Origin of the sequence: Gordonia sp. NPDC003585, assembly GCF_040610755.1 — a bacterium.
Taxonomy (GTDB): Bacteria; Actinomycetota; Actinomycetes; order Mycobacteriales; family Mycobacteriaceae; genus Gordonia.
The window spans coordinates 55,221-68,599 of the sequence record NZ_JBEXMX010000016.1; the positions used below are offsets into that span (position 1 = coordinate 55,221).

Annotated in this window: 12 protein-coding genes and 1 pseudogene; 5 read left to right on the top strand and 8 right to left on the bottom strand. The window is 66.0% G+C overall.

Features of this window, described 5'->3' with window-relative positions; translation table 11 throughout:
• Positions 1-38: 38 nt before the first annotated feature.
• The 6 genes from ABZW74_RS06435 to ABZW74_RS06460 all read right to left on the bottom strand — a co-directional run bounded on the left by ABZW74_RS06435 (position 39) and on the right by ABZW74_RS06460 (position 7,275).
• Positions 39-1,211 (bottom strand): lipid-transfer protein, encoded by a 1,173-nt coding sequence (locus tag ABZW74_RS06435; protein WP_240861898.1) that lies wholly within the window; start codon positions 1,209-1,211, stop codon positions 39-41.
• The gene (locus ABZW74_RS06440) at positions 1,211-1,624 is read right to left on the bottom strand and encodes a MaoC family dehydratase (RefSeq protein ID WP_240861896.1); all 414 of its coding nucleotides are present in this window, start codon (positions 1,622-1,624) and stop codon (positions 1,211-1,213) included. Before ABZW74_RS06440 ends, ABZW74_RS06435 begins: the two co-directional genes overlap by 1 nt.
• Positions 1,621-2,631 (bottom strand): OB-fold domain-containing protein, encoded by a 1,011-nt coding sequence (locus tag ABZW74_RS06445; protein ID WP_355275034.1) that lies wholly within the window; start codon positions 2,629-2,631, stop codon positions 1,621-1,623. The genes ABZW74_RS06440 and ABZW74_RS06445 overlap by 4 nt, the downstream gene beginning before the upstream one ends.
• Before the next feature lie 127 nt (positions 2,632-2,758).
• Positions 2,759-3,922 carry an acyl-CoA dehydrogenase family protein gene (locus tag ABZW74_RS06450; protein WP_355275036.1) on the bottom strand — a complete coding sequence of 388 codons (1,164 nt, stop codon included), beginning with the start codon at positions 3,920-3,922 and terminating at the stop codon, positions 2,759-2,761.
• The gene (locus ABZW74_RS06455) at positions 3,912-4,991 is read right to left on the bottom strand and encodes an acyl-CoA dehydrogenase family protein (RefSeq protein ID WP_355275038.1); all 1,080 of its coding nucleotides are present in this window, start codon (positions 4,989-4,991) and stop codon (positions 3,912-3,914) included. Before ABZW74_RS06455 ends, ABZW74_RS06450 begins: the two co-directional genes overlap by 11 nt.
• Positions 4,992-5,106: 115 nt before the next feature.
• On the bottom strand, positions 5,107-7,275 hold the full coding sequence (locus ABZW74_RS06460) for an acyl-CoA dehydrogenase (protein WP_355275040.1): 2,169 nt from the start codon (positions 7,273-7,275) through the stop codon (positions 5,107-5,109).
• A gap of 134 nt (positions 7,276-7,409) precedes the next feature.
• Between ABZW74_RS06460 and kstR the strand changes: the two genes are divergently transcribed.
• Together kstR and ABZW74_RS06470 are read left to right on the top strand one after the other, a co-directional pair.
• Positions 7,410-8,063 (top strand): cholesterol catabolism transcriptional regulator KstR, encoded by a 654-nt coding sequence (gene kstR, locus ABZW74_RS06465; protein ID WP_240861885.1) that lies wholly within the window; start codon positions 7,410-7,412, stop codon positions 8,061-8,063.
• On the top strand, positions 8,063-8,212 hold the full coding sequence (locus ABZW74_RS06470; RefSeq protein ID WP_240861883.1) for a DUF1059 domain-containing protein: 150 nt from the start codon (positions 8,063-8,065) through the stop codon (positions 8,210-8,212). Before kstR ends, ABZW74_RS06470 begins: the two co-directional genes overlap by 1 nt.
• Before the next feature lie 410 nt (positions 8,213-8,622).
• Here the strand turns inward: ABZW74_RS06470 and ABZW74_RS06475 are convergent, their stop codons facing one another.
• Positions 8,623-9,252, bottom strand: coding sequence for a TetR family transcriptional regulator (locus ABZW74_RS06475; protein WP_355275043.1), 630 nt, complete (start codon positions 9,250-9,252; stop codon positions 8,623-8,625).
• Between the two features lie 144 nt (positions 9,253-9,396).
• On the opposite strand from ABZW74_RS06475, the pseudogene ABZW74_RS06480 reads away from it, so the two are divergent.
• Together ABZW74_RS06480 and ABZW74_RS06485 are read left to right on the top strand one after the other, a co-directional pair.
• Positions 9,397-9,879, top strand: a pseudogene (locus tag ABZW74_RS06480) (MoxR family ATPase); the annotation flags it as partial.
• Positions 9,880-9,903: 24 nt separating this feature from the next.
• Positions 9,904-10,863, top strand: coding sequence for a vWA domain-containing protein (locus ABZW74_RS06485; protein ID WP_355275055.1), 960 nt, complete (start codon positions 9,904-9,906; stop codon positions 10,861-10,863).
• Positions 10,864-10,981: 118 nt separating this feature from the next.
• Here the strand turns inward: ABZW74_RS06485 and ABZW74_RS06490 are convergent, their stop codons facing one another.
• Positions 10,982-11,977 carry an alpha/beta hydrolase family protein gene (locus ABZW74_RS06490; RefSeq protein WP_355275045.1) on the bottom strand — a complete coding sequence of 332 codons (996 nt, stop codon included), beginning with the start codon at positions 11,975-11,977 and terminating at the stop codon, positions 10,982-10,984.
• A gap of 404 nt (positions 11,978-12,381) precedes the next feature.
• Between ABZW74_RS06490 and ABZW74_RS06495 the strand changes: the two genes are divergently transcribed.
• Positions 12,382-13,379 (top strand): IS256 family transposase (locus ABZW74_RS06495; protein ID WP_355275047.1); only part of this gene is annotated, 998 nt, incomplete at its 3' end.

A 13,379-nucleotide genomic window follows, 5' to 3' on the forward strand; every position in this document is an offset into this window, starting at 1 on the left:
GTCAGATGTCCTGTGGTCACTTGTCATGTGGTCAATTGTCATGTGGTCAAGACCAATCCGGATGTGGGAACACCGGTTCCGGCGGTGACGACGACGCGCTCGGCATTCGCCACCTGGTTCACGGAGGTTCCGCGCAGCTGGCGGACCGCTTCGGCGATCCCGTTCATGCCGTGGATGTAGGCCTCGCCGAGCTGGCCGCCGTGGGTGTTGAGCGGGAGCCGACCACCCACTTCCAGCGCACCCGGTTCGCGAACGAAATCCTTGGCCTCCCCGCGACCGCAGAATCCCAACTCCTCCAACTGCATCAGTGTGTAGGGGGTGAAGTGGTCGTAGAGGATCGCGAGGTCCATGTCGTCGGGTCCCAGGCCCGACTGCGCCCACAATTGCCTTCCCACCAAGCCCATCTCCGGGAGTCCGGCCAGCTGGTCGCGGTAGTAGCTGGTCATGATGAACTGATCGTCGGCGCTTCCGGCCGCCGCGCCGGCGATGACCGCCGGCGGATGGGGCAGATCCCGGGCTCGCTCGGCAGATACGACGACGATCGCCACCCCACCGTCGGATTCTTGGCAGCAGTCCAGCAGGTGGAGGGGTTCGGCGATGTAGCGCGAGTTCTGGTGATCGTCGAGGGTGATCGGTTTGCCGTAGAAGAAGGCTTTGGGATTGACCGCGGCGTGTTTGCGGTCGACCACCGCCACCTGACCGAAATCCGCACTGGTGGCGCCGAAGTCGTGCATGTAGCGCTGCGCCACCATCGCGACGAAGGCAGCCGGCGTGGACAGTCCATGCGGATAGCTGAAGGCGTTGTCGGTGCCCGACGAATTTTCCTGATTGGCGACCGCACTGTTGACCTGACCGAACCGCAGACCCGAACGCTCATTGAATGCGCGATAGGCAACCACGACGTCGGCCACCCCGGTGGCCACGGCCATCGCGGCCTGCTGCACCGTCGCGCAGGCCGCGCCGCCGCCGTAGTGGATGCGCGAGAAGTAGGTCATCTCACGGATACCCAGCGCCCGCGCCACCGCGATCTCGGCGTTGGTGTCCATGGTGAAGCTCACCAGGCCGTCGACGTCGGCGGCAGTGAGACCCGCGTCGGCGATCGCCGCCGACACGGCCTCGGCGGCGAGCCGGAGTTCGCTGCGCCCGGAGTCCTTGGAGAATTCTGTTGCCCCGATACCTGCGATGGCGGCCTTACCCGACAGTGAACCCATCAGTTCTCTTCCCCCAGTTCGACTGTCACCGTGGAGATGACGTGCTTGCCGAGTGAGTTGGTGCCCGTGACCGCCACCGTGACCAGGCGGCCGTCGACCTCGGTGACCTCGCCGGTGAAGGTCACCGAATCGTAGGCATACCACGGGACTCCGAGTTTGAGTGCGATGGAACGGATTCGGGCCGACGGTCCCGCCCAGTCGGTGACGAACCGCTCCACCAAGCCGGTGTCGGTGAGGATGTTGACGAAGATGTCCTTGGACCCCTTGGCCTGCGCGAGGTCCCGGTCGTGGTGGACGTCCTGGAAGTCACGGGTCGCCAGCGCGGTTGCGACGACGAATGTCGGCGTTGCGTCGATGATCAGGGGCGGGAGGGTGTCGGAGACCTGCACAGGTTGTGGCGCAAGACTTGTCATCGTGCTCCGTCCGTTGTTGCGGGACGCCAGGCATGCAAGGTCCAAGCCGGTTGCCCGGCGGCGTCGTCGGCGGGGAAGTCGAGGAAGATAGCCTCCACCGGCATTCCGATCCGCACCTGAGCGGGGTCGACATCACGCAGCTCCCCGAGCATCCGTACCCCTTCGGCCAGTTCGACCAGCGCGACGACGAACGGCAACTCGCGGCCCGGAACCCTGGGCGCCCGGTGGACGACGTAGCTGTACACGGTTCCGGTGCCCGAGGCGACGACGTAGTCGGTGGGTGGCACGGTCCCGTCGTCGAGCCGCGGCTTCCACGTCGCGGGGATCGGCGGGTGCCGCAGACTGCCATCGGCCGTCTGCTGGATGCGCAGTTCGTGTGCGGCGACACCCTCCCAGAAGAAGGAAGTGTCGCGAGAGACGCTGGGCTTGAGCATCTTTGCCGGATCGAGGTCGTCCGGGACCTCGGTCGTGGGCGCCTCGGCGACCTGCTCCGACTTCACCGGCGGACGGAACTTCAGGATGCGGAATCGCATTTCCGCGACCACCTCGTCGGCCACCGACCACACGTTGCGCGTGGTGAAGAACCACCCTTCACCGAGTGCGGTGTTCTTGGGGCCCACCACCTCCAGCAACTCCGCGGACAGACTCACTTCTTCGCCCGGGCGCGTGTACCGGTGGTAGGTGGTGTCGCAGTTGGTCGCGACCACCGACGTGTATCCCGCGTCGTCGAACAGCTCCGACGCTCGGCCGAGCGGATCGTCGGCGGTCCGGACGCCGTGCAGGCCGCGCATCGTCCAGACCTGCGCCATCGCGGGTGGTGCGACGATACCGGGATGCCCGGCGGCGATAGCGGCGGATTCGTCTGTGTAGATGGGGTTCTCGTCGCCCATCGCCTCGACCCAGTTGTTGATCATGGGCTGGTTGATGGGATCGCGACCGCGCACCGGCGCGCTCGCACCGCCGTCGATGATGGTCTGGGCGGCAGAACGGATCGTGTCGGCGTTCATCGCTTGGGCTCCTCCCGCTGCCTGAGGCGCGAGCGAAGCGAGCCTCGAAGGCCTGGTGACGTTGTCTCGCCGAGCCCTTCGAGGCTCGTCGCTAGCGCTCCTCGCACCTCAGGGAGCGGAAGAAGCCTCATCGCTTGGCCCTCAGCAATCCGAGTCCGGCGGTGGCGATCATGTCGCGCATCACCTCGTTGACACCGCCACCGAAGGTGATGACCACGTGGCGTTTCTGCTGTACATCGAGCCAGTCGACCAGGGCCGACGTGTCGGGGTCGGTGAAATCGCCGTAGCGGCCGATGATCTCGTTGATCATGCGGCAGATCACCTGCAGGCGTTCGGTGGAGAACACCTTGGTGGCCGCGGCGTCGGCCATCGAGATGGCTTCGCCGGTGGAGGCGACCTGCCAATTCAGCAGTTCGTTGATGCGGGCGTACGCGTCGATCTGGGCAAGTGCGCGACGAACATCCGGGTGCTTGGCGATGACGGTGCCGTCGGGGCCCGGCCGCTGCGCCCAGGCCCGCACGCGAGCCGCGAGTCCGTCGATACGTCCGGCCGGTCCGAGCATCACGCGCTCGTGGTTGAGCTGCGTGGTGATCAGCTTCCAACCGCCACCCTCGTCACCGACCCGCATCGACACCGGAACCCGCACGTCGTTGTAGTAGGTCGCGTTGACGTGATGTGCACCGTCGGCAGTGATGATCGGGGTCCAGCTGAAGCCCGGATCCTTGGTGTCGACGATGAGGATCGAGATGCCCTTGTGTTTGGGCGCTTCCTTGTCGGTGCGGACGGCCAGCCAGATGTAGTCGGCGTCATGTCCGCCGGTGGTGAAGATCTTCTGGCCGTTGACCACGTAATGGTCGCCGTCGAGGACTGCGCTGGTGGTCAGCGACGCGAGGTCGGTGCCGGCCTCGGGTTCGGTGTAGCCGATCGCGAAGTGCACTTCGCCGGCCAGGATCTGCGGCAGGAACCGACGCTTCTGCTCGTCGGTGCCGTGCTCTTGCAGCGTGGGCCCGACGGTCTGCAGCGTCACCGCGGGCAGTGGAACATCCGCGCGCACCGCCTCGTTGGTGAAGATCTGCTGCTCGATCTCACCGAAACCCTTGCCGCCGTACTCCTTCGGCCATCCGACACCGAGCCAGCCGTCGGCTCCCATTCGGCGGATGACCTCGCGGTAGGTGGGTCCGTGCCGTTCGGTGAGCATCACCTGGGCTTCGTCGGGCTTCACCAGATCGGCGAAATAGGAACGTAATTCGGCACGCAGTGCGCGTTGTTCGGGGGTCAGGTCAATGAACATCGGCCACCTCCTCGGTCGCGACGTCACGTACATCGGCGAGTTCGTCGAGTCGTGCTGCGGCGCCGCCGGTCAATCGCGCCAGGTCTTTGGCGATGGAGAAGTAGCGGTGCAGCGGATAGGTGATGTCGACACCGATTCCGCCGTGCAGGTGGGTCATCGTGCGCATCGTCGCCGGCACCTCCTCGGCCACCCAGTAGCTCCCGATCGCGAGATCGTCTGCCGCACTGAGTCCTTCGTCGAGTCGCCAGGCCGCGGAGGTGGTGGGCAGATCGAGCGAACGCCCGATCACGTAGATGTCGGCGAGTTGCTGCCCGACCGCTTGGAACAGCGCGATCGGCTTGCCGAACTGCTCGCGCGTGGAGACGTGATCGGCAGTCAGACGGGTGGCACCAGCCACGAGACCGTCCGCGTAGGCGCAGAGCGCGAGGCGATGATGATCGCGCAACACCCCGAGGTCACGGGTGACGATGTCGGCGTCGTCGACCTCGACATCGTCGAAGACGACGGTGTATTCACCCCAGCCGCTCGACGACGTGGTGCGGGTGATGGTGACGCCGTCGGCATCGGCGGGCACCACGACCACGCCGGCATCGCTGGCCACCAGCAGCACAGCGGCACCCTCGGCAAGCAGCACGCCGGTCTTGGTGCCGTTGAGACGGCCGCCGCGGACGGAGGTGTGCGGGGTCGCGGTCAGGTTGTCGCCCTGTTCACCGATCGCGACCGCCGCCCACGAGCCGCCGGTCAGCGCCTCCGGCCACCGCTGCCAGGCGTTCGCGCCGGACCGCGCGAACACCAGCGCGGCGGTGAGGGTGCCCAGCAGGGGAACCACGGCGGCACTCTGTCCGGCGCGGCGCAGCAAGGGCAGCAGACCCAAAACGCCGATCTCGTCACCGTCGAGGTCCGCGGGCAGCGGCAGGGCCAGGAGTCCGGCGTCAACAAGCGCCCGCCACAGTTCGTCGTCGAATGGGTGAGAGCCGAACGTGGACTCCCAATCCGGTTGCCTCCGCGCGAAGACGTCGTCGGCGACGTCGCGGATCGCGATCGCCGAGTCGTCGAGGGCAAAATCCACCGGTGATGCCTCCCTTGAAACGAGCAGGAATTAGAACCTGTTCTAGGTGTATCAGACTAGCGCGTTGATTCGAGATTGTGGGGCTGTATCTGCGGTTTCTCCGACGGCCCCGCGTTCAGCCCCGAGGTAGACCGAGAATGCGTTCGGCAGCCGCGGTGCGCAGGATCTGGGTGGTGCCGCCGGCGATCGACAGGCACCGATTCTGCAGCAGCAGGTCGGAGGCGTCGGTGGCCGCGAGCGCCTCGCCGCCGAGAAGCCGCAGCGCCAGTTCGGGAACCGCCTGGCGGTGGGCGACGCCGATCAGTTTCCGGACGCTCGACAACGCACCGGGGTCATGACCAGCCAGTCGTTCGGTGACGGCGCGGGCGTCGAGCACTCGGCCGACGTGGGCGTCGGCGACCATCTCACCCACCGCGGCCAGGTCGCTGTCGGTGAGGTCTCGATCGGCGACCTGCGCGAGCAACGACTCCATCTCCTTGCCGAGGCCGGAACCGCCCATGGCGACGCGCTCGTTGGCCAGCGTCGTGCGGGCCAGCCGCCAGCCTCCGTTGACCTCCCCGACGACGCAGTCGTCGGGCACCACCACGTCGTCGAGGAACACCTCGTTGAAGTTGGCGCGGCCGGTGAGTTCCCGCAGTGGCCGGATGTCGATGCCGGGGGTGGACATGTCGACCAGGAAGTACGTGATGCCCTTGTGTTTGGGGGCGTCGGAGTCGGTGCGCGCCAGGCAGATCCCCCACTGAGCGTTGTGGGCCTGCGACGTCCAGATCTTTTGTCCGGTCAATCGCCACCCCCCGTCCACCCTTTCGGCACGGGTGCGCAGCGCCGCCAGATCCGACCCCGCCTCCGGTTCGCTGAACAGCTGACACCACACGATGTCGCCGGCCAAGGTCGGCCCGACGAAACGGTCGCGCTGTTGGCTGGTGCCGTGTTCGAGAATGGTGGGGATCGCCCAGCCCGCGATGACCAGGTCCGGGCGATCCACTTCGGCGTTCTCGAACTCGGCGTCGATCAGCAACTGCAGCGCGGCGTCGGCTCCCAGCCCGAACGGCGGTGGCCAGTGTGGTGTGAGGTAGCCCGATTCGGCGAGCAGTCGTCGCTGGTCGTCGGGGTCGGCGGCCGCGATGTCGGCCACCGCCGACCGCACCTCGTCGCGCCGGTGTTCCACCGCGGAAAGGTCGAGCGCAAACCGGCGACGGTCGCCGGCGAGGCCACGAACCGCAAGCTGCTGCTGTTGTCGCACCCCGTGACCGAGGGCCACCTGGGCGGCGATGGCCGACCGCAGGTACAGGTGCGCGTCGTGCTCGAAGGTGAACCCGATCCCGCCGAGAATCTGGACGCAGTCCTTGGCGTTGGCGACTGACGCCTGCGCAACGATGGCGTCGGCGGCCAGTCTGCTGACGGCGAGTTGCCGGAATCCCTCGTCGTCTCCGCTCAACGCGACGTCGACCGCACCGGCCAGGTCCCATGCGACGGCAGTGATCTGTTCGCTGCGGCACAGCATCTCGGCGCAGATGTGTTTGATCGCCTGGAACGATCCGATTGCCACACCGAATTGGGTGCGCGTCTTTGCGTACTCGACGGCCGTCGTCAGACACCATCGTGCGACGCCGCTCTGGTACGCGGCGAGCGCCGCCGACAGCACACCATCTACCAGGTCTGCGTCGTGCAGTCCGACGACGTCGGATGCAGTGAGCCCGCTGATACGCACCCGAGATACCGACGCGGCGCCGTCCACCGGGTTCTGCGGGATGACCTCGGCGATTCCGATGCCCGACGGGATCACCCACCACCCGCTTCGGCCGGCGACGTCGAGCGGCGTCAGCACCACGCAACCGTCGACAAAGCCGGCGACCAACCCGAGGTCGAGCTCGCCATCGGCGAGTTCGGGCGCCGCACTCCCCGAGAAGGCCGACACCGGGGTGACGGCCGCACGTCGACCGGACACCAGCTCATAGACGATGGCCGCCGACCGCGGATCAGAACTCCGACTCAGCGCGATCGAGGCTGCGATGGTCGGCACGAGCGGCCCCGGAACCAGGCTGGTCCCGCACTGTTCGAGCATCGCCGCCACGTCGGCGAACTGGGCGCCGAGCCCACCGCGGTCCTCGGCAACCGCCGCGCCGAACACCCCGAATTCGGCGAGTTGTGGCATGAGATCGGCCCATTGATCGCGGGGTTTGTCGAGGTCGGACCGGACGCGCTCGGTCACGTCGACCCGCTGCGCCCAGTCGGCGATCGCGTGACAGACAGCCTTCTGTTCTTCGGACGTGGCGATAATCACGGTGATTCCTTGTGAATGTCGAGTTGTGACGAATAAATAGAACCTGTTCTAATATGCCATGAGTGGATGTAGATTCGGTACCCAGCGAATCAGCGTTCATCTGACTTCGAATACGTGAGGATGTCCGAGAGCACATGGCCCGTTCTGCACCTGGCAATGCCGCGATCGACGCTCCCGACGGGGCAGCGCCGGCGCCCGCGGCCGGAACCGAGTCGGGTTCCACCGCGCAGCGTGAGCGGCGCCGCCGCATCCTCGACGCGACCCTGGCCCTCGCCTCCAAGGGCGGCTACGACGCCGTCCAGATGCGCACCGTCGCCGACAAGGCCGACGTCGCGGTCGGCACCCTCTACCGCTACTTCCCGTCGAAGGTCCATCTGCTGGTGACCGCGCTGGCGCGCGAGTTCGAACGCGTGGAGTCCAAGGTCGACCGCTCACAACTGCGCGGCGACAACGCGATCGAACGCCTGCGGCACGTACTGGACATGATCACCTTTGCGATGCAACGCGATCCACTGCTGACCGAGGCCATGACCCGCGCCTTCATGTTCGCCGACGCCTCCGCGACCGCGGAGGTCGATCAAGTCGCCGGCATCATCGACCGACTACTCGCCGGGGCGATCGTCGACGAAGGCGAGCCCTCCGACGAGGATCTCGCGATCGCGCGCGTGCTCTCGGATGTGTGGATGTCGAATCTGGTGCAATGGCTGACCCGTCGCGCGTCGGCCACCGACGTCACCAACCGACTCGAACTCACCGTGCGACTACTGCTGAAGGACCGGGTGAACTGATGGCGAAGACACGTCTCACCTGTCCGTGCGGCGAATCCATCCGCGGCGCCGACGAGGACGAACTCGTCGAGAAGGTGCGCGCACATCTCGCCGAAAACCACCCCGGCCACGACTATTCGCGCGACGAGATCCTGTTCATGGCCTTCTGAGCCACAGGCTGATCGAGCCCCCACCCGCTGATCGAGCCGACTCCGAGCCCCTGGGCGAGGCGTCGTGTCGAGACCACCCAGGACGACCACCGTCCGCAACCAAAGTTGTTGCGGACATGGGTATCTCACGGGGTTTCGATACGGGCTCGGCTAGCGCCTCGCCCTACTCAACCAGCAACAAGGCGCACCCTGGCCAACCAGCCCGACCCACTGCTGGTTGAGTAGCGACGAGCGAGCGCAGCGAGCCCGCCGCGTATCGAAACCCGGGGAGACAAGAGTGTCAGCAACCAACCTGCAACCAAAGTCGTTGCGGACACTGTCATCTCACCGGGCTTCGATACGCCCTCCGGGCTACTCAACCAGCAGGTGACGGCTCAACCAGCAGGGGTGATCAAGCAGCAGGCGGCGGCTCAACCAGCAGTCGAGTCCCGCGGAACCATCAGCTCGAACATCGCCGACAGCGACGATGCCAGGTCTGCGTCGGGATCGGTGAGCCACAGCTCGTGTCCGGCCATCGAAGCTGCCATCGCCGCATGCGCCACTGCGACAGGGTAACGCGAATCCGGCCGCTCCCCGCGCCGATGAGCGACGAATTGCGCTATGGCGCTGCGCCATTGGCGGTAGACACCGTTGGCCTGTGCCTGCACCGCCGGCGCACGCAAGATCAGTTCAGCGCGGTGGCGAGCCCACTCGTCTTCGGCACGACCATGGTCGATGGATGAGATGAAGGCCCTGGCAACCACTTCAGACGGATCGTCGGCCGGATCGGATTCGGTCAGCAGGCGGCGGAACGCTGCCAGCTCGGCGTCGGTCTCCACCCAGACGACGTCGGCCTTGGCACTGAAATAGCGGAAGAAAGTTCGCCGACTGACGCCCACCGCCGCCGCGATGTCCTCGACGCTCGTCTCGTCGAATCCGTCCCGCAGGAAGAGTCGCTGAGCCGCTGCCGCGAGCTCATGGGCACTCGTCGACGACGGACGTCCACCTCTGTCCACCCCGTGCGCGGCGTCGGCGACCCGCGCCGCCATCTGCTCCGACATGCCCCCATCGTCGCACCTCAACCACCGAGCATGCTAACTTTGCCGGATCCCCTGGCGCCGGACGCAAAGTTGTGGCACGGCGTGTCATATCCCCGAATTGAGACCGGGGTCACACTCGCACGAGAGGACATCGACATGGGCAACATCGTCGCGTCGATGAATCCGTACGACAACGTCGGCACCACCCGGCTGTCCACGTCGGTGCACGATCGGATGTGCCGATTGGTGGTGGATTATCAGGACGATTCCGCCGAGCGCGAGATCGTCAGTCGCCGAGCCGATCCCGTCACCACACGCGTGGTGGCCGACGCGGTCGCGGTCACTCGCGCCACCCGTGACCGAGACGACATCCGACAAGGCAGCAGCGTGCGTGGCGCAATCGACCTGGCGATGGTGACCACGCAACTGTGCGCCATGCGCGGTGTCGGGGTGCCGGCAGTCGACACCGTCGATCCGCCACGCGATCTGCCGACGGATTACACCGACTGTTTCCTGGACGCGATGCTGGTGGCGCTGTCGGGACGAATCCACCTCGACGACACCGCTTTCTCGACGCCCGAGGCGATCCTCGTCGAGATCTGGCAGGACCATTTCCTCCTTTCGCCGGCGGCGGCCGAGCCCGGTTGAAGAGCCGTCGAGGCGGATTCGCCGCTGACCCGGCGAAGCCCGGCTGCTCAACCTCGCGGTGTCCGGAAGCCGCTGCGACGTAAGCCCAAACAACTCGACACAGAACCCGACCTGCTCGTCGCTTCGTCGGGCGGCGGGTTTGCGATCACCTCGCGATCGGAGCGGGCCAAGACCCGGGGACAGGGCCGCGGATCGGGTGTGCCCGGCACCGCCGACGAGGCCGGCGAACGCGACGGCGACCTGCAGGCGCCGGTAGCCGACGAACAAGCGCGCCTACGGGCCCGGCTGATCGCGCGGAAACTCGCTCTGGCGCAGGTTGTTCCGAGTCGTCGGGCACCGCGATCGGCCACCGGAACACTGATGACCCGCCGCTGGCGTGGCGTCTCCGACGAGATCGACCTCGACCGCACACTCGAGGCGGTTGCGGCAACCCCACTTCCCACCGACGACGACATCCTTGTCCGCGAACGCGTGCGAAGGCGACGATCTATCGTCCTCGTCGTCGACATCTCCGGTTCGACGCGCGGTGAGCAGGTCCGCACCGCCGCGGCGACCGCGGGTGCGCTCGCCGGTGAGCTGAGCCGAGACAGGCTGGCGGTCATCGCCTTCTGGTCTGACGCCGCGGTCATCTCCCCCATGGGCGAGGCGGTGTCACCCGATCACGTGGTCGATGCCCTCCTCACCTTGCCGACGCAGGGCCTCACGAACGTCGAGTTCGCGTTGTCGGTGGCGGCCGACGAACTCCGCGGTGTACTACCCAGCGAGGGACGCGTACTACTCCTCAGCGACTGCGTGCACAACGCAGGCCCAGACCCGCGCACCGTCGCCACGACCCTGCCGAGACTCGATGTTCTCCTGGATGTTTCCGGCGAGCACGACCTCGACCTGGGCAGTGACCTCGCGTCGGCGGGGCACGGACGATGCCTACCGGTGCGGAATCACCACGACGTCGCGCCGGCGTTGCGCCGGATCTTCGCTGGTTGACCCGAGCCTGAAACCTCCCACCGATTTCCGCCCTCACCGACGCTGTCTTTGCCTATATGGCAACGACGCACCTGGCCCGTGCGGAAATCCGGGGTGGATTTGCGAAGGGGTTCGACTCTCAGCGCAGGTCGGCAGCGATCATCGGCCAGGTGGTGTGCAGATCGTGCTCCCAGTACGCCCACGAGTGAGTTCCGTTGGGACGCAGCAGCACCTTGTTCGGGATGCGCAGCTTCTTCAGACGCGCGGCCATCTGGCGGGTGCAGTCGTTGACGGCAGCCTCGATGATTCCGCCGAGGATCATCTGGTTGGCGAGCGTGATGACGTCGCCGTTCACCAGCGGCGCGTCGGTGCGGTCGTACTGTCCGGGAAGTCCACTGCCGCTGGTCATGTAGACCTTTGTTCCGCGCAGCTTGGCGGCGTTGATGTAGGGGTCGTTGTCGCGCCAGCCGCGCGAGGCCGGGGTGCCCCACATGTTGTTGAGGTTGCCTTGGCCGCGGTCGGCCACAACCATGCGAATGTAGGCCTGCCCCAACGGATCACTGGTCCGGGCGCACCCACTGTAGGCGGCGACGGAACGGTACAGCTTCGGTGCGGCGATCGCGAGGTTGAGCACCGAGGTACCCGCCATCGAGATACCGGCGATCGAGTTGACCTTGGTGGTCTTGAATTCCTTGTCGATCAGCGGCGGCAATTCCTTGGTCAGGAACGTCGTCCATTTGTTGCGGCCGAGAACCGGGTCGTCGCGCTGCCAGTCTGTGTAGTACGAGAAGGCACCGCCGATCGGGGTCACCACATTCACGTTCTTGTCGGCGAAGAACTGCACATAACTGGTCTTGGCCGCCCAGGTCGCCGAGTCCTCACCTCCGCCCGCGCCGTTGAGCAGATACAGCGTCGGACTCGGCTTCTTCTGATTCTTCGGCCGCAGCACGTTGACCGGAATCAGCTTGCGCATGGCCGCCGAGTACACGATGACCGTGGCCTGCTGGGGGCCGTCATGGATGACGGTGTCGATGCGCGGGACCCTGGGATCGGGGTCCGGCGCTGCTCCGGCGATACCGACACACACGCCGGCCGCAGCACCAGCCACTGCCACCACGGCTATCGCTCGCGTCATCCATCGATTGCGCACCAGAAACCCCTTTAGTCCCATTAGTCACATCCGTAACAGACTATCCAGAGCGTATCGGGTTTCCAACTCGGAGAAACCGACGTTAGACAGTTGTGACCGGGCCGTGGTGTCGCTGCAGGGTCAGACGCGATGGATCGCGGTGCATCAGGCATCCAATCGCTCTGCAGACGAGCACCCGCAAAGGTTGCAGTTTGACGCGGCATCCGCGTCAAACTGCAACTTCTTGGTGAGCGCGTGGGAGAGTCCCAGGGGGTGGTGGGGTTTCGGTCCTGACGTCACCTGAGCCGGTCGTGACTGGTCCGGCGTGTCGTGGGGGCTTGGGGTGGGCCATCGCGTAGTGGTCAGTGAGTTACCGACCAAAGTGACTCACAGTTAGGACACACGACGCGATGACCCACGACCATTCTGCCCTGCTCGCCCAGCTCGATGCATTGACCTCTGCCGAGGCCGGTTCGATGTTCGCTGAGCTGGTACGCGCCGGCCTGCAGGCGTTGATCGAGGCCGAGGCCACCGAGAAGATCGGCGCCGGCCGCTACGAGCGTTCCGCTGAACGTGCCACCCACCGCAACGGGCACCGCGCCAAGACGGTGTCCACCCCGGCCGGCGATGTGTCGGTGAAGATCCCCAAGCTGCGCTCGGGATCGTTTTTCCCGGTGCTGCTCGAACGTCGCCGCCGCATCGACAAAGCCCTGCATGCGGTGATCATGGAGGCCTACGTGCATGGGGTGTCCACCCGCTCGGTCGATGACCTGGTCAAGGCGTTGGGGGTCGATACCGGTGTCTCCAAGTCGGAGGTCTCGCGTATCTGTGGTGAGCTCGACAAGGAGATCGCCCGGTTCCGGGAGCGCTCATTGGCCCACACAACGTTTCCGTACGTGTTCGCTGATGCGACCTACTGCAAGGTGCGGGTCGGGGCGCACGTGGTGTCTCAGGCGCTCGTGGTGGCCACCGGGGTGTCGATGGACGGGTCGCGGGAGGTGCTGGGTACCGCGGTCGGTGACTCGGAGTCGTTCGAGTTCTGGCGGGAGTTCTTCAGCTCGTTGAAGGCCCGTGGCCTCTCAGGGGTGCAACTGGTCACCTCTGATGCTCATGCTGGTTTGAAAGCCGCTGTGGCACAGCAGTTCACGAACGCATCATGGCAGCGGTGCCGGGTGCATTTCATGCGGAACCTGCATGGTGCGGTGTCAGCGAAACAAGCACCGGTGGTGACCGCTGCGGTCAAGACGATCTTCGCTCACACCGAACCCGACGACATCGATGCCCAGTGGGATCAGGTCGCTGACACTCTGGAGCCGTCGTTTCCGAAGGTGGCCACCATGATGCGTGATGGGAAGGCTGATGTGTTGGCGTTCAGCGGGTTTCCCAAGGCGCACTGGCAGAAGATCTG